This window comes from Alsobacter sp. P4_H11, assembly GCF_056400925.1.
Genome location: NZ_JBFUKI010000004.1, coordinates 338,087 through 353,254, shown reverse-complemented (window position 1 = coordinate 353,254; position 15,168 = coordinate 338,087). Strand labels below are relative to the sequence as shown.

Genomic DNA, 15,168 nt, shown 5'->3' with positions numbered 1-15,168 from the left:
AGGCGCGGCGGGCGGCTCCGACAGCCCTCACCCAGCCCGGGTGAGCTCTTCGCGCAGCCGTTGCGCCAGTTCGTCGAACGCGAAGGGCTTGCGCAGCAGGCGGTGCGCGCCGGGCACGTCCGCCAACGCGCGCGTGTCCGCGTGGCCGCTCGCGAACACGATCGGCAGGTCGGGCCGGATCGCCTTCAGGCGCTTCGCCGTCTCGGCCCCGGTCATGCCCGGCATCACGTAGTCGAGCACCACCACGTCGACCGGCGCCGCTTCCACGAGGGCGATCGCTTCGGCGCCGTTCTCCGCAACCGCGATCCGGTAGCCGAGCTCCACGAGGGCGTCCGACAGCACGCGGCGCACGTCGTCGTCATCCTCGATCAGCAACACCGTCTCGCCGTTGCCGCCGGGGACGTCCTGCAACGGCGCGGCCTGGGCGGGGATCTCGAAGCCCTGCGCCTGCGGCAGCAGGATCATGACCTTGGTCCCCCGGCCCTCCTGGCTCTCGATGGTCGCCCGCCCGCCGAGTTGGCGCGCCACGCCATAGACCTGCGAGAGGCCGAGCCCGGTGCCTTGCCCGGCCGGCTTGGTGGTGAAGAACGGATCGAACGCGCGCTCGCGCACGGTGTCGGGCATGCCGGGTCCGTCATCCTCGACGGCGACCGAGATCCAGTGTTCGGCTGATCCCGGCTGCGGCTCGACTCTGGTCGACAGCGTGATGCGGCCGTTGCCCCCCATGGCGTCGCGGGCGTTGATCGCGAGGTTGACGAGGGCAAGCTCGAGCTGGTTGGCGTCCGCCAGAACATGGCCGGCCTGGGGATCGAGATCGGTGGAGATCTCCACCGTCGGGCCGATCGACTGCACGAGCAGGTTCTGCATGCCAAGGATGAGGCCGTTCACGTCCACCGGCTTGGCCTCGAGCTCCTGCGTGCGCGAGAAGGCCAGCAGCTGCGAGATCAGCTTCACGCCGCGCTGCGCCGCGTGCATCGCGTGGCCGGCCAGTTCCACGATCGGCTGTTCCTTGGACCGCCGCTGGATCAGGCTCAGCCCGCCCACCACGGCCGCCAGCAAATTGTTGAAGTCATGCGCAATGCCGCCCGTGAGCTGGCCCACGGCCTCCATCTTCTGCGACTGCACCAGTGCGGCTTCCGCCTTGGCGCGTTCGAGGATTTCCGCCTGAAGCCGCGCGTTGGAGTCGGCGAGTTCCCGCGTCCGGTCGGCGACGCGCTGCTCCAGCTCGTCGTTGAGCCTGCGGAGTTCGTTCTCGGCGTCGTGGAGGCGAAACAGCGCCCGCACGGCGGCGACCAGCTCCTCCGGCTCCGCGGGCTGGGCCATGTAGGAATCCGCGCCGCTGTCGAGCCCACGCGCCTTGTCGGCGCTGGCCACGAAGGAGGCCGAAACCTGCAGCACGAGGATCCAGGGACGGTCGCGCTTGATGATGCGGCAGATCTCGATGCCGCTGTAGTCAGGCAGCTTCACATCCAGCAGGACGACGCTGGGCTCGCGTTCTTCGACGAGCCGCAGGGCGTCAGCGCCCGTCCCGGCCTCGATCACCTCGTAGCCGGCCCGCTGCAGCGTCCGCGTCTTGGCGTAGCGGACCGCCTCCGTGTCATCGACATTCAGGACGAGGCGCGCCTGCGGGGTCATGCGACCGGCTCCGCACCGCCGGTGACGCCCGCCAGCAAGGACAGCAGCACGTCCCGCGACAGGGCCTCCTTGCTGATCAGCGCCTGCGCGACCCCAAGCTGCGTGCGCAGCGCGGGATCGATCACGTGCGAGGTGGACACGATCACCGGAATGGCCGCGGTGGCGGGCTCCTCGCGCAGGCGGCGCAGCAGCGCGGGGCCGTCCATCACGGGCATCTGCACGTCGAGAAGAATGGCGTCCGGCCGTGCGACCCGGATGCTGTCGAGAGCCTCCAGGCCGTTCTCGGCCTCGACCACCTCATAGGCGGGGTCCGAGCCGATGATCTGCCGCAGCACGTAGCGGAACGCCTCGTCGTCATCCACGATCAGGACGCGGCGGGTCTGCGGGCTGGTCGGCGCGACGCCGGCGGCCTTCGTGCCGTTGAACTCGGCCGGGATCACCAGCGAGAAGCACGAGCCCTGGCCGGGCTCGCTGGTCACCAGCACCTCGCCGCGGATCAGCTCCGCGAGCTTTCGCGAGAGCGGCAGGCCGAGGCCGGTGCCCTTGGAGCGCGCCTGCAGCCGGTTCTCGACCTGCACGAACTCGTCGAAGATCCGGCCCTGGTCGCCGGGCGCGATGCCGATCCCGGTGTCGCTCACCGCGATGGTGACGACCTCGGCCGCCGGATCGGCGAAGGCCTTCACGCGCACCTCGCCGGTTTCGGTGAACTTCAGAGCGTTGGAGATGAAGTTGCGCAGGATCTGGGCGACCTTGCCCTCGTCTGTGACCAGCGCCGGCAGGCCCGGCGCCTCCTCGAACACCAGCGCGACGGCCTCGGACGTCTGCAGCGGCCGCATCGCGCCGCGCAAGCCTCCGAACAGCTCCGTGATGGTGAAGCGCGTCGCCTTCACGTCGAGCTTGCCCGCCTCGACCTTGGCGAGGTCAAGGAGGTCGTTGACGAGCTCGGTCAGGTGCTCGGCGGACTGGCGAATATAGCCGACCTGCCGCGCCTGCTCGGGCGTCAGCTCGCCATCGATCCGGTCGATCAGCATGCGCGAGATCGCCAGGATGGAATTCAGCGGCGTGCGGAACTCATGGCTCATGTTGGACAGGAAACGGGTTTTCAGCTCGCTCGCCTGGCGAAGCTGTTCGGCTTTCTCGTCCAGTTCGGAATAAAGCGCGACGACGCCGCGGTTGGTGTCCTCGAGTTCGCGGCTGAGGGTCTTCAGCTCCTCGTTGCGCTCCTTCAGCTCGCTGAGGCTGTTGATGAGCTCCCGGTTCTGGTCGCGCAGCGCGCCGAGCGGGTCGCCGCTGTCCTCCCGGGCCACCGCCGAGGCGAGCGCGCCCAGCGCCTGGGGCGCCAGCGTCGCGGCGCGCGAGGGCCGCGCCTTGCGCAGCTCCACCACGGTTCCCTTGCCGGGGGCCGTGTCGATCGACACCTCGTCCATCAGGCGCTTCGCGCCGATGATGCCGAGCCCCATGCCGGTGCGGGACTTGTAGCGTCCCTCCAGGATGGTTTCGAGCTGGCGGATGCCCGGACCCGTGTCGCTGATCCGGATCACCATCGCCTGCGACCGGGGTTCACCGTCGAGCAGAAACTCGGCCCTGCCGCCTCCTCCGTACGCATAGGCGTTGCGTGCGATCTCGGACACGGCCGTGGCGATGCGGGTCTGGTCCTGCGCGTCGAAGCCGAGCCGGGCCGCCACGCTGCGGGCGCGCTGGCGCACGAACACGATGTCCATTTCGCTCTGCAGGGCCGTCGAGATGATGGCGTGCCTCATGCGCGCGCCCTCGCGACCACCACGGTGGCGTCATCGCGCCCCCGGCAGGCGTCGCGCCACAGCACGGCCGCGATGAGGCTGGGATGAGCCGCGAACAGGCCGGGATAGCGCTCCACCGACCAACCCGACGAGAGCCCGTCCGAGTGCATGATCACCAGGAAATCGCGCGGCCAGGGATAGTCGAAGGCCTGCACCCGCCGGGCTGAAACGCCCGCGGAGCCGTTATGCGAGACCATGCGGCGGATTTCGCCCGGCCCCACCACCGCGCCCGCGATGTTGCCGATGCCCGAGAAGGTGACCCGCCCTTCATCGACGTCCAGGGTGGCGGCCGCGACGGCCGCGCCGCGCGTCGCCCGAAGCCCGTCGTGAATGCGCTCGATCGCGTCGACTACGTCCGGGAAGCTCCCCGCATGCGTGGCGAAGATCCGCACCGCCGCCGTGGAGGCTTCGGCGGCCGCAGCGCCATGGCCGAGGCCGTCGGCGACCAGCAGCATCGCCCGGCCTCCGCGGTCCCGCGCCACCGTCCAGGCGTCGCCGCAGACTTCCTCGCCGGGCTTGGGCGTCGCGACGGATCCGAGCGTCAGCCCCGTGCGGGTGGGTTCGGCTTGGCCCGGGGACGGACGAGCCCGCGCCAGCCTGGCCATCACGGCCGAGCCCTGGCCGGGCCACGACGCGACATCGATGAAATGCGCCTGCCGGCCGATTGCGCCCAAACCCTGGCCGGCGCTGCCGGCCGTCGAGAACCCGTCTCGCAGGCAGGCGTTCACGTCCGACATGCCGGGCCCACGGTCCACCGCAATCAACTCCACGCCGTCGCCCTCATCATCCGAATAGAGCGCAGCCAGGATCGTTCCCCCGCCCGCGTGCTTGATGAGATTCGTCGCGAGTTCGGTCGCCACGATGGCGACCCTGCCGCTGTCTTCCGCCGAGAAATCGATGCGCTCGGAGAGCAGCACGGCCCGGCGCCGGGCCTCCGAGACCTGGCTCGCTTCGTGAACGCTGATGGCCTCGGTCACCATGGATACCCCTACGACCAACGCACGATGGTGACGCGCGTACCCTCGCCAGGTCTGGAGTCGAGCGTGAATTCATTGGAGAGGCGCCGCGCGCCGCTCAGGCCGAGCCCGAGGCCCTTGCCCGAGGTCCAGCCATCCTTCAACGCGAGCGCGATGTCCGGGATGCCCGGACCCTCGTCCTCGAACGTCAGCCGCAGCCCGCGCCGCATGCCTTCGTGAACGATCTCCAGCCGCGCCGTGCCGCCGCCGCCGTAATCCAGCGTGTTGCGGGCGAGCTCGCTCGCGGCCGTGACGATCTTGGTCTGGTCCACGAGGCTCAACCCGATCTCGACCGCCCGCGCCCGAACCTCCTGCCGCACCCTGACGATGTCGTCGGAACTGCGGACCGGCATCACGTCGTCACGAACGACGGCCACTGAAGTCTCCCAGGCCGCGAAGGCGCTTCTGAATCAGCAGCATGCCTCGCTCCACGTTCAACGCGGTTTTGACGCCCGTCAGCGACAGGCCGAGCTCCACGAGCGTGATCGCGACGGCCGGACGCATGCCGACCACCACCGTATCGGCGTCGAGCATGCGCGACACGGCCGCGATGTTGTCCAGCATGCGGCCGATGAAGCTGTCGACGATTTCGAGCGACGAGATGTCGATCAGAACGCCCTTGGCCCGCGTGGCTGCGATCTTGGCCGTGAGGTCTTCCTCCAGGGCGAGCGCCAGCCGGTCGTGCATGTCCACCTGGATGGTGATCAGCAGCGCGTCGCCCATCTTGAGGATCGGGATGCGGTCCATCCGGCGATCCTCAGCGAACATATTCGGGGGAAGCCGGCATCTGGGGTACGTCGGTGACCCGCTTGCCGATGCGCTGCAACGCCAGCGCAAGCGCGTCCGCGAGGCTCGCCTTGGAGACCACGTTCAGCTCCACGCCGAGGTGAACCATGGTCTGGGCGATCTGCGGGCGAATGCCGCTGACCACGCAATCCGCGCCCATCAGCCGGGCCGCCGCGACGGTCTTGAGGAGATGCTGAGCCACCAGCGTGTCCACCGTGGGGACGCCCGTGATGTCGATGATCGCGATCTCGGCCGAAGTGTCGACGATGGACTGGAGCAGGTTCTCCATCACCACCTGGGTGCGCTCGCTGTCCAGCGTGCCGATCAGCGGCAGCGCCAGGATGCCGTCCCACAGCTTCACCACCGGGGTCGAAAGCTCGGAGATCTCGCGCTGCTGGCGAATGATCACCTCTTCACGCGAGCGCTGGTAGGCCTCGATGGTGATCAGCGCCAGGCGGTCGAGCTTGCGGGTCGCGTCCAGCGTGGCGGCCGCGATCAGGTCGCCCTGGCCGGCATATTCGGCCGCCACCGCGCCGAACAGCGCGGGCTTCAGGCCCAGCACGAAGTTGGCGGTCTCGCTGGGCGTGAAGCCCTGCAGGGCGCGCGACCGGGACAAGGCCGTGAGCGTCTGGCTGAGCTCGTCGGACGCCGGCGACCGGTCGCCCGCATGCGCGAGATCCGGCGCGACGAGCGCCAGAACGCGGCCGCACTCGCTTTGCAGCTCGGCGTCCTTGATGCGCCCTGTCTGCAGCGCCCCTTCGGCGCGCAGGAAGTTGAGCCAGCCCTGGATGATCTCATCCCGGCGGCGCGCGATGACGCCGTTCCAATCGGCGGTTGCCGCCATGTCTTATCCCCCCTGAAGGAGCGGGAGGTTGGGCGAGGGCTCTCCACCCTCACGCCCATCGACGACGAACCCGCCCCCGAACCCCGATCCAAGCCGCAGCTGAGCCGTTAAACTCGCGACATGGAGATCGGTTCCATGCTGAAGCTGGGCCGGAAGGTCGTTCTTGCGGCCGCGCGGCACGAGTCTTGGCCATGCAACCTCTACTGGTCCGGCCGGAGCGCAGGCTTGACTTTTCCTCCGGCTGACTCGGAACCAGAACGACGTTGCTCCGTTGTCAGTGCAGCGAAAGCAACAGGAGGACACTATGGGCTTGGGTAAGGGCGCTTTGCTTTGGATGCTTGGAATTCCGCTGCCGATCATCATTCTTCTTGCGCTGTTCTGGCGCTAAGAATCGATCTTCGATGATCCGAAAAGCCTCGCAGTTCGCTGCGAGGCTTTTTTGTTGGCTCCACGTCAGCCCGCGCCGAACACGGTTGCGCGGATGATCTTCAATCCCACGGTTTCGCCCACCGCCGGCGCCACCGCGCTCGGGAGATCCACCTCCAGCCGACGCGCCAGGCCGGTGACGGCCACCTCCGCCCGGCGGATCGCCCCGTGGCGGCGCACCGCCGCGACGACGCCCGCCAGCCCATGCGCGTGAGGCGGCTCCACCAGCCGCACGTCCTGCGGGCGCACATAGAGGTTCGCCGCGCCGCGCGCGTTGTGGGCCGGGGCGGCGAAGATCGGCTTGTCGTTGAAGAAGGCCTGCCCGCCCGCAACCTCGACGTCGAGCCGGTTGCTCTCCCCCAGGAAGCCGCACACGAACGGCGTCTCGGGGTGGTCGTACACGTCGTCCGGCGTCCCCACCTGCTCGATCCGCCCGTCGTTCAGCACCGCCACCCGGTCCGCCAGCTCCAGCGCCTCGTCCTGGTCGTGGGTGACGAAGAGGGTGGTGTGGCCCGTGCGCCGGTGCACGTCGCGCAGCCACTGGCGCAGGTCCTTGCGCACGCGCGCGTCGAGCGCGCCGAAGGGCTCGTCGAGCAGGAGCACGCGCGGCTCGATCGCGAGCGCGCGCGCGAGCGCCACCCGCTGCCTCTGCCCGCCCGAGAGCTGCCCGGGAAAGCGCGCCTCGAGCCCGACCAGCTGCACGAGGTCGAGCAGCGCGCCGACGCGGCGGCGGATCTCGTCCGCGGAGGGTCGCTCGGCCCGCGGGCGGGCGCGCAGCCCGTACGCGATGTTGTCCGCCACGCTCAGGTGCCGGAACAGCGCGTAGTGCTGGAACACGAAGCCGATGCGGCGGTCGCGCAGCGACAGCCGATGCGCCTCGACGTCGTCGAAGCGCACCTCGCCGCCGTCCGGCTCCTCCAGGCCCGCGATCACGCGCAGCAGCGTGGTCTTGCCCGAGCCGGACGGACCCAGCAGCGCGACCAGCTCCGCGGGCTCGACCTCGAGCGAGACGCCCTTCAGGGCCGCGAACGCGCCGAACTGCTTGGTCACGCCCTCGATGCTCACCGCGACGGACATGCGCGAACTCCCATCAATGCTTGCCATTCGCCGATAGATGGTCGGCGTAGCGCCATTCGAGCAGCGTTTTCAGAACGAGCGTCACGAGCGCCAGCAGGGCCAGGAGGGACGCCACCGCAAAGGCTGCCACCGTGTTGTACTCGTTGTAGAGGATCTCGACATGCAGCGGCATCGTGGTGGTCAGCCCGCGGATGCGGCCCGAGACCACCGAGACCGCGCCGAATTCGCCCATCGCGCGGGCGTTGCAGAGCAGTACGCCGTAGAGCACGCCCCACTTCACGTTGGGCAGCGTGATGGTCCAGAAGGTCCGCCAACCGGAGGCGCCCAGCGTCAACGCGGCTTCCTCGTCGGCCGTGCCGTGCGACTGCATCAGCGGCAGAACCTCGCGGGCCACAAACGGGAAGGTCACGAAAATCGTGGCCAGCACAATCCCGGGCAGCGCGAAGATGATCTCGACGCCATGCGCCTTCAGCCAGGGACCGAACCAGCCCTGCGCGCCGAACAGCAGCACGTAGACGAGACCCGAGATCACCGGCGACACCGAGAACGGCAGATCGATCAGGCTGGTCAGCAGCGTCTTGCCGCGGAACTCGTATTTGGCGATGCACCACGCCGCCGCGAGGCCGAACACGACGTTGACCGGCACCGCGATGGCGGCGACCAGCAGCGTCAGCCGAACGGCCGCGAGCGCGTCGGGGTCGGAAAGGCCCTCGAGATAGACGTCCCAGCCCTTGCGGAACGCCTCCACGAACACGGATGCGAGCGGCAGGCCGAGCACCAGCAGCAGGAACACGAGCGCGATCGCGATCAGAACGGCCTGCACGAGCCGGCTTTCGCCGCGCACGCGTGCCCCGCGCCTGGCGGGCCGGGCCGGAGCGCGCGTGAGAGCAGCCTCAGACATGGCCGTATTTCCGTCGCAGGCCGCCATGCAGGAGGTTCAGCAGCAGGATGAGGAGAAACGACGCCAGCAGCATGAGCACACCCACCACGGCCGCGCCGGCGTAGTCGAACTGCTCGAGCCGGATCACGATCAGCAGGGGTGCGATCTCCGACACCATGGGCACGTTCCCGGCGATGAAGATCACCGAGCCGTATTCCCCCACCGCCCGCGCGAAGGCCAGCACGAAGCCGGTGATCAGCGCCGGAAACACGGCCGGCAACACCACGGTGAACACCGTGCGCAGCCGCTCGGCGCCGAGCAGCGCCGCGGCTTCCTCTACCTCGGGCTCGATCTCCTCCAGCACGGGTTGCACGGTGCGCACCACGAAAGGCAGGCCGATGAACACCAGCGCCACCGCGACGCCCAGCGGCGTGTACGCCACCTTGACGCCGAGCGGGTCCAGCAGCGAGCCGACCCAGCCATTGGGCGCATACACGGCCGCGAGCGCGATGCCGGCGACGGCCGTCGGCATCGCGAAGGGCAGGTCCACGGCGGCGTCGACGAGCCGCCGTCCGGGGAAGCGGTAGCGCACCAGCACCCAGGCGATCAGCATCCCGAAGATCGCGTTCACGAGCGCCGCCAGAAACGCCGCTCCGAACGACAGCCGCAGCGCCGCCACGGTCCGCTCGGATCGCGCGATGGCGATGAACTCGGCGGGACCGATGCTGGCGGCCTTCAGCACGAGGCCGGCCAGCGGGATCAACACGATCAGGCACAAGGCCGTCAGCGTCACGCCGAGCGCCAGCCCGAACCCCGGGAGGATGCTCGGCTGGCGCCAGCGGGTTGCGGCGGCCTGCATGCTCAGCGCTTCGGCTTGTAGAGCTGGTCGAAGGTGCCGCCGTCGCCGAAGTGCTCGGGCTGCGCCTTGGCCCAACCACCGAAGTCCTTGTCGATCGTGACGAGATCGATGGTCTTGAACTGCGCCATGTCCTTCGGGTCCGCAGCCTCGGGCTTGAACGGCCGGTAATGATGCTTGGCGATGACCGCCTGCGCCTTTGGGGTGTAGAGGAACTCCAGATAGGCCTGCGCGGCTTCGCGCGTGCCCTTGGCGTCGACATTGCCATCCACGAGCGACACCGGCGGTTCCGCCAGGATCGACAGCGACGGTGTCACGATGTCGAACTTCTCGGCGCCGAACTCCTCGCCCACCAGATAGGCCTCGTTCTCCCAGGCCAGCAGCACGTCGCCGATGCCGCGCTGCGCGAAGGTGGTGGTCGCCCCGCGTGCGCCGGTGTCGAGCACCGACACGTTGGCGAACAGCGCCGCGATGTACTCGCGCGTCTTCGCGTCGTCGCCGTTGTTCGCCTTCTTGGCCCACGCCCAGGCGGCGAGGTAGTTCCACCGCGCGCCGCCGCTGGTCTTCGGGTTCGGCGTCACCACGCCGACGCCCGGCTTGGCCAGGTCGCCCCAGTCCTTGACGCCCTTGGGATTGCCCTTGCGCACCAGGAACACAATCGTGGACGTGTAGGGAGACGCGTTGTTGGGCAGGCGCTTCTGCCAATCGGCCGGGATCTTCTTGGTCCGCTGCGCGATGGCGTCGATGTCGCCGCCCAGCGCCAGGGTCACCACGTCGGCGTTGAGCCCGTCGATCACTGTCCGGGCCTGCGCGCCGGAGCCGCCATGGGACTGGCGGATCGTGACCGCCTTGCCGGTTTTTTCCTTCCACTCCTGCGCGAACGCCGCGTTGATGGCGCGGTAAAGCTCGCGGGTGGGATCATAGGATACATTCAGAAGCTCGACGGTCTGGGCCCGGGCGCCAGCCGTCACCGCGAAGCAGAACGCCAGGGCGAGCGCCGCCATGGCGTAATCGAAAAGTCGTCGAAGGCGCTTGCGTGTCATCGATGCTCTCCTGCGTTCACTATAACGACCTCGCCGCGAAATGCGCGGGGGTCTGAATCAAGGCGCCGCGTTGCGCGCCTCGACCTTCGGAGCAGCGGGGGCGGGCGGCCCCTCGCGCAGATCGTTCAGCAGCGCCGCGCCGATCGCCGCCAGGACGACGAGCGCGAGAAACGCCAGATTGGCGCGGCGTTCCCGGCTTGAATCCACCGGCGCCGGCTCGAGCAATGGGCTCTCGCTCATATTCCGCTTCCCTCCGCGTCGTAGTGGCCGCGGGCGAGACGCTGGCGCTCGAACGACCTCCAGGCCGCCTGATGCGTCAGACGGAGAATGGGGCGAAGAAGCGCCTCGGCGAGCGCAGCCGCGGCTGTGATGCGCCAATCGGCGAAAGTGATCTGGACCAGCGCGGCGATCGCCAGCGACGCTAGGGCGCGCCAGCTCGCCTCCTCGACGATCTGGGGCCAGCCGCCCGGCGCGAGGCGGCGCACCACCCGGGCCGCGAAGCCACGCCGTTGGGCGGGCGGGCGCGATGCGGCGGAGCCGCCTTCGGCCAGGGAAACCAGCCTGGCCGCCGCAGCGTCGACCAGCCCGAGCGCGACGGTGTCGCCGGACACGCGGTCCACCAGGATGAAGGACCCTAGTTCGCGGTCGTCGTCGTAGTCGGTCAGCGCCACCGCCCGGTCGAGCGCGACCGTGACGATGCCGATGGCGTTCATCGCCAGTTCGTCGGCGGCTTTGGTCTCGAAGGAATGGATGTCGACCGCGCCCGCGATGGCGATACGCGCGTGGGCGGTCGCGGTTCCCAGCCGCAGCGTCAGCTCCGCGCCCGGCGTAAGGGGCTGCTCGCCCATCCACAGCAGCCGCGCCGCGAAGGCCCGCCGGGCCGTGAGCGGGTCCGCCACCGCCACGATCACGTCGCCGCGCGACACGTCCACCTCGTCGGCGAGCGTCACCGTGACGGCCTGCCCGGCGACGGCCTCGGCCAGGTCGCCGTCCTGCGTGACGATGCGGGCCACCCGGGAGCGCCGGCCTCCCGGCAGGATCGCGACCTCGTCGCCGGGCTTCACCGCCCCACCCGCGATCGTGCCCGCGAAGCCGCGAAAATCGAGGTTGGGCCGGTTCACCCATTGCACGGGCAGTCGAAAGCGGGCTCCCGTTTGCGCATCGGCTTCGACGTCAACGGTCTCCAGGTGATCGAACAGGGCCGGGCCCATGTGCCAGGGCATGTTGGCCGACAAGCTCGCGACGCCGTCGCCGCTCAAAGCCGAGATCGGGATTGACGTGATGGCCGCAAAGCCGAGCGGGGCCGCCATCGCGCGATACTCCGCGACGAAGCGCTCGAACACGGCTTGGTCATAGCCGACCAGATCCATCTTGTTCACCGCCACCACGACGTGTCGCACGCCCAGCATCGAGACGATGAACGAGTGCCGGCGCGTTTGCGGCAGCACGCCCTTGCGAGCGTCGATCAGGATGATGGCGAGGTCGGCCGTGGAGGCCCCGGTCGCCATGTTGCGGGTGTATTGCTCGTGCCCTGGCGTATCCGCGACGATAAAGGCGCGGCGTGGCGTGGCGAAATAACGATAAGCGACGTCGATCGTGATGCCCTGCTCGCGCTCGGCCGAAAGGCCGTCCACCAGCAGCGCCAGATCCAGCTTGTCGCCCTGGGTGCCGAATCGGCGGCTGTCGCGGCCGAGCGCGTCCAGCTGGTCGTCATGCACCAGCTTGGCGTCGAACAGCAGCCGGCCGATCAGCGTCGACTTGCCGTCGTCCACCGACCCGCAGGTGATGAAGCGCAGCAGGGCCGGCGCGGCCGGCTCGGATTCGGGATGGGGAGCCGAAACGGCCTTGAGGGCGGCGGCGCTCATCAGAAGTAGCCCTCCTGCTTCTTCTGTTCCATGGAGCCGGCGCCGTCATGGTCGATGATCCGGCCCTGACGCTCGGAGGAGCGCGACCCGCGCATCTCGGCGATGATGTCCGGCAGGGTCGCGGCCGTGCTCTCCACCGCGCCCGTCAGCGGGTAGCAGCCGAGCGTCCTGAAGCGGACCATGCGCGTCTGCACGACCTCGCCCGGCCGCAGCGCCATGCGCTCGTCGTCGCGCATGATTAGCGCGCCGTCGCGCTCCACCACCGGCCGAGGCGCGGCGAAATAGAGAGGCACGACCGGGATGTTCTCGCGGGCGACGTAGTCCCACACGTCCAGCTCGGTCCAGTTGGACAGCGGAAACACCCGGAAGCTTTCGCCCGGGCGCTTGCGTGTGTTGTAGAGCCGCCAGGGCTCAGGCCGCTGCGCCTTCGGGTCCCAGCGGTGCTCGGCCGAGCGCAGCGAGAAGACGCGCTCCTTGGCGCGTGATTTCTCCTCGTCGCGCCGGGCGCCGCCAAAGGCCGCGTCGAACTTGCCGGCGTCCAGCGCCTGCCGCAGCGCCTGGGTCTTCATCACGTCCGTGTGGACGCGCGAGCCGGAGCCGCACGGGTTCACGCCGGCCCGGACGCCCTCCTGGTTCACATGGACGATGAGATCGAGGCCGAGCTCCTTCGCGCGTTGGTCCCGGAACGCGATCATCTCCCGGAACTTCCAGGTCGTGTCGACGTGGAGCACCGGAAAGGGCAGCCGGCCCGGGTAAAACGCCTTAAGGGCGAGGTGCAGCAGCACCGCCGAGTCCTTGCCGATCGAGTACAGGATCACGGGGTTGTCGCAGGTCGCGACCGTCTCCCGGATGATGTGGATCGCCTCGGCCTCGAGCTTCTGGAGGTGGGTGAGCAGGATCATGCCGGTGCTCCCGCGCGCACCAGCCGGCCATCTTCCGCCACGTGCAAGCCGCACTCTTTTTTGGCCTCGTCCTCCCACCACCAGCGCCCTGCCCGCTCGGGCTCGCCGGCCGCAACGGCGCGGGTGCAGGGCGCGCAGCCGATGGACGGAAAGCCTTGCGTGTGCAGCGGATTCAGCGGCACTTCGTTCTGTTCAGCGAACGCCAGCACGGCGTCCCGGCTCCAGTCGATCAGCGGATTGGCTTTCAGGAGCCCGTGCGCGGGGTCATGCGCCACGAACCCCATTCCCTGACGATTGGCCGACTGGTCGCCCCGAAGGCCCGTCACCCAGGCGCTTGCGCCGTCCAGGGCGCGGCGCAATGGCTCGACCTTCCGGACGCCGCAGCAGGCCTTCCGGGCCTCTACCGATTCGAAGAAGCCGTTGACGCCTTGCCGGGCCACGAGGTCTTCGACGCCGTCGTGGCGCGGATAGACAGCGCGTATTCGACGCTCGTAGCGCTGCTCAGTGTCGACCCAGAGCGTGTAGGTCTCGGGAAAGAGCCGCCCGGTGTCGAGGGTGACGATCTCGATGTCGAGGCCCGCTTCGCAGATCCAATGCGTCAGGGCCTGGTCCTCGAGCCCGAAGCTCGTCGTGAAGACGATCCGGCCCGACACGGCTTGGCGCAGCAGGCGAAGGCGGTCGACGGGCAGAAGGTCGCCGAACGCCGCATCCAGGCGGTCCGACAGCGCGGCCGGTGCATTGATCACGTCTGAAGCGAAAAGCGACATCGCCGGAGCTCGTTCGGTTTAACGAACAAAACCGTAGCGCGAGACGGCTTTGGAATCAATACACGTTTCAATCAGCATCTTTCTCTTATAATACATAAACGAACGTAAAATAGGCTTTTGAGCAGCGCCTCATGTTCGGAGGAACGACGGCGGCTTGATGGCGTTAACGAGGCGGCAACTCTTTCGAGGACCGCGTCATGGAACTCTCAGCAGAACTCCTGTTCGCCCTCTGCGCCGCCGTTTTCGCCATCTATGAATTCGCCCTGGACCGCGCGCCCTTCTGAAGGCGGGCCAGGCGAACGGACCAAGCGTTGACTTCACCGTTCGCGATCGCGGCGATCAGCCCTTTTGATTTGTTTGAGCCGCCATCCTTGGCGATGCTGCGGGCATGAACATTCTCTCGATCCAGTCCCACGTCGCCTACGGGCACGTGGGAAACTCGTCCGCGACATTCCCGATGCAGCGCCTCGGCTGCGAGGTCTGGCCGATCCACACCGTTCAGTTCTCGAACCACACCGGCTACGGCCAATGGACCGGGCGGGTGTTCGACGGCCCCATGATCGAGGAGCTCGTCGACGGCATCGCCCAGCGCGGCGTGCTGGGAACCTGCGACGGCGTCCTCTCCGGCTACATGGGCTCGTCCGACATCGGGGTCGCGATCCTGTCCTCCGTGGCGCGCGTCAGGGCCGCGAACCCGAAGGCCGCCTATTGCTGCGACCCGGTGATCGGCGATGTCGGCCGTGGCGTGTTCGTGCGCCCCGGCGTGCCGGAGTTCATGCGCGAGCAGGCCGTGCCGGCCGCCGACGTCATCACGCCGAACCAGTTCGAACTGGAACTCCTGACCGGGCGCGCCTGCAACTCCCTGGCGGACGCCAAGGCGGCGCTGGCGGCGGCGCACGGGCTCGGCCCCAAGGTGGTGCTCGTCACCTCCCTGCTGAGCGAGGAAACGCCCGACGACGCCATGGACCTGCTCGCCTCGGATGGGCAAAGCGTTCACCGCGTCCGGACGCCCAGGCTGAATGTCAGCGTCAATGGCGCGGGCGACGCGATCGCGGCGCTGTTCTTCGTGCATTGGCTCCGCTCGGGCTCGGCCGCCCAGGCGCTGGGCGAAGCCGCCGCCTCCGTCTATGGCCTGCTGAAACGGACCGAGGAGGCCGGCTCGCGCGAGATCCTCACGGTGGCGGCGCAGGACGAGTTCGTCGCGCCCACGCATCGCTTCCCGGTGGAGCCGGTTTAGGCTTGCCGCACGCGCGGCAGGGTGGAATGTCTTTG

General features: G+C 68.8%; 15 protein-coding genes. 1 reads left to right on the top strand and 14 read right to left on the bottom strand.

The window, feature by feature from the left end; all coding sequences use genetic code 11:
• Positions 1–27 precede the first annotated feature (27 nt).
• The 14 genes from AC1DSZ_RS09370 to AC1DSZ_RS09305 form a co-directional block, all read right to left on the bottom strand.
• On the bottom strand, positions 28–1,635 hold the full coding sequence (locus tag AC1DSZ_RS09370; protein ID WP_476838100.1) for a response regulator: 1,608 nt from the start codon (positions 1,633–1,635) through the stop codon (positions 28–30).
• Positions 1,632–3,395, bottom strand: a complete 1,764-nt coding sequence (locus tag AC1DSZ_RS09365) for an ATP-binding protein (protein WP_476838099.1) — start codon at positions 3,393–3,395, stop codon at positions 1,632–1,634. Before AC1DSZ_RS09365 ends, AC1DSZ_RS09370 begins: the two co-directional genes overlap by 4 nt.
• Positions 3,392–4,411, bottom strand: a complete 1,020-nt coding sequence (locus AC1DSZ_RS09360) for a SpoIIE family protein phosphatase (protein ID WP_476838098.1) — start codon at positions 4,409–4,411, stop codon at positions 3,392–3,394. The genes AC1DSZ_RS09365 and AC1DSZ_RS09360 overlap by 4 nt, the downstream gene beginning before the upstream one ends.
• An 11-nt stretch (positions 4,412–4,422) precedes the next feature.
• Positions 4,423–4,827 carry an anti-sigma regulatory factor gene (locus AC1DSZ_RS09355; protein ID WP_476838097.1) on the bottom strand — a complete coding sequence of 135 codons (405 nt, stop codon included), beginning with the start codon at positions 4,825–4,827 and terminating at the stop codon, positions 4,423–4,425.
• A complete protein-coding gene (locus AC1DSZ_RS09350; RefSeq protein ID WP_188519010.1) occupies positions 4,811–5,197 on the bottom strand; it encodes an STAS domain-containing protein in 387 nt (128 codons plus the stop codon). Before AC1DSZ_RS09350 ends, AC1DSZ_RS09355 begins: the two co-directional genes overlap by 17 nt.
• Positions 5,198–5,207: 10 nt before the next feature.
• Positions 5,208–6,080 (bottom strand): STAS domain-containing protein, encoded by an 873-nt coding sequence (locus AC1DSZ_RS09345; protein ID WP_476838096.1) that lies wholly within the window; start codon positions 6,078–6,080, stop codon positions 5,208–5,210.
• 453 nt (positions 6,081–6,533) lie between these two features.
• A complete protein-coding gene (locus tag AC1DSZ_RS09340) occupies positions 6,534–7,583 on the bottom strand; it encodes a sulfate/molybdate ABC transporter ATP-binding protein (protein ID WP_476838095.1) in 1,050 nt (349 codons plus the stop codon).
• Positions 7,584–7,596: 13 nt separating this feature from the next.
• A complete protein-coding gene (gene cysW, locus AC1DSZ_RS09335; RefSeq protein WP_476838094.1) occupies positions 7,597–8,484 on the bottom strand; it encodes a sulfate ABC transporter permease subunit CysW in 888 nt (295 codons plus the stop codon).
• Positions 8,477–9,322, bottom strand: coding sequence for a sulfate ABC transporter permease subunit CysT (gene cysT / locus AC1DSZ_RS09330; RefSeq protein ID WP_476838093.1), 846 nt, complete (start codon positions 9,320–9,322; stop codon positions 8,477–8,479). The genes cysW and cysT overlap by 8 nt, the downstream gene beginning before the upstream one ends.
• A 2-nt stretch (positions 9,323–9,324) precedes the next feature.
• Positions 9,325–10,362 carry a sulfate ABC transporter substrate-binding protein gene (locus AC1DSZ_RS09325; protein ID WP_476838092.1) on the bottom strand — a complete coding sequence of 346 codons (1,038 nt, stop codon included), beginning with the start codon at positions 10,360–10,362 and terminating at the stop codon, positions 9,325–9,327.
• A 57-nt stretch (positions 10,363–10,419) separates the two neighbouring features.
• Positions 10,420–10,587 (bottom strand): hypothetical protein, encoded by a 168-nt coding sequence (locus AC1DSZ_RS09320; RefSeq protein WP_476838091.1) that lies wholly within the window; start codon positions 10,585–10,587, stop codon positions 10,420–10,422.
• An 11-nt stretch (positions 10,588–10,598) separates the two neighbouring features.
• The gene (cysN, locus tag AC1DSZ_RS09315) at positions 10,599–12,227 is read right to left on the bottom strand and encodes a sulfate adenylyltransferase subunit CysN (RefSeq protein WP_476838090.1); all 1,629 of its coding nucleotides are present in this window, start codon (positions 12,225–12,227) and stop codon (positions 10,599–10,601) included.
• The gene (gene cysD, locus AC1DSZ_RS09310; protein WP_476838089.1) at positions 12,227–13,129 is read right to left on the bottom strand and encodes a sulfate adenylyltransferase subunit CysD; all 903 of its coding nucleotides are present in this window, start codon (positions 13,127–13,129) and stop codon (positions 12,227–12,229) included. The genes cysN and cysD overlap by 1 nt, the downstream gene beginning before the upstream one ends.
• On the bottom strand, positions 13,126–13,896 hold the full coding sequence (locus AC1DSZ_RS09305) for a phosphoadenylyl-sulfate reductase (protein ID WP_476838088.1): 771 nt from the start codon (positions 13,894–13,896) through the stop codon (positions 13,126–13,128). The genes cysD and AC1DSZ_RS09305 overlap by 4 nt, the downstream gene beginning before the upstream one ends.
• A gap of 388 nt (positions 13,897–14,284) precedes the next feature.
• Here AC1DSZ_RS09305 and pdxY point away from each other — a divergent pair, with 388 nt between their 5' ends.
• Entirely contained in the window at positions 14,285–15,133 is an 849-nt protein-coding gene (pdxY, locus tag AC1DSZ_RS09300; RefSeq protein WP_476838087.1) for a pyridoxal kinase PdxY, read from the top strand.
• Positions 15,134–15,168: the final 35 nt, after the last annotated feature.

Bases quoted from the DNA above. Each gene is read 5' to 3' on its own strand.
- AC1DSZ_RS09370 (WP_476838100.1), bottom strand. From the start codon at position 1,635: ATGACCCCGCAGGCGCGCCTCGTCCTGAATGTCGATGACACGGAGGCG.
- AC1DSZ_RS09365 (WP_476838099.1), bottom strand. From the start codon at position 3,395: ATGAGGCACGCCATCATCTCGACGGCCCTGCAGAGCGAAATGGACATC.
- cysD (WP_476838089.1), bottom strand. From the start codon at position 13,129: ATGATCCTGCTCACCCACCTCCAGAAGCTCGAGGCCGAGGCGATCCAC.
- cysW (WP_476838094.1), bottom strand. From the start codon at position 8,484: ATGTCTGAGGCTGCTCTCACGCGCGCTCCGGCCCGGCCCGCCAGGCGC.
- AC1DSZ_RS09345 (WP_476838096.1), bottom strand. From the start codon at position 6,080: ATGGCGGCAACCGCCGATTGGAACGGCGTCATCGCGCGCCGCCGGGAT.
- AC1DSZ_RS09305 (WP_476838088.1), bottom strand. From the start codon at position 13,896: ATGTCGCTTTTCGCTTCAGACGTGATCAATGCACCGGCCGCGCTGTCG.
- cysN (WP_476838090.1), bottom strand. From the start codon at position 12,227: ATGAGCGCCGCCGCCCTCAAGGCCGTTTCGGCTCCCCATCCCGAATCC.
- pdxY (WP_476838087.1), top strand. From the start codon at position 14,285: ATGAACATTCTCTCGATCCAGTCCCACGTCGCCTACGGGCACGTGGGA.
- AC1DSZ_RS09325 (WP_476838092.1), bottom strand. From the start codon at position 10,362: ATGACACGCAAGCGCCTTCGACGACTTTTCGATTACGCCATGGCGGCG.
- cysT (WP_476838093.1), bottom strand. From the start codon at position 9,322: ATGCAGGCCGCCGCAACCCGCTGGCGCCAGCCGAGCATCCTCCCGGGG.
- AC1DSZ_RS09350 (WP_188519010.1), bottom strand. From the start codon at position 5,197: ATGGACCGCATCCCGATCCTCAAGATGGGCGACGCGCTGCTGATCACC.
- AC1DSZ_RS09340 (WP_476838095.1), bottom strand. From the start codon at position 7,583: ATGTCCGTCGCGGTGAGCATCGAGGGCGTGACCAAGCAGTTCGGCGCG.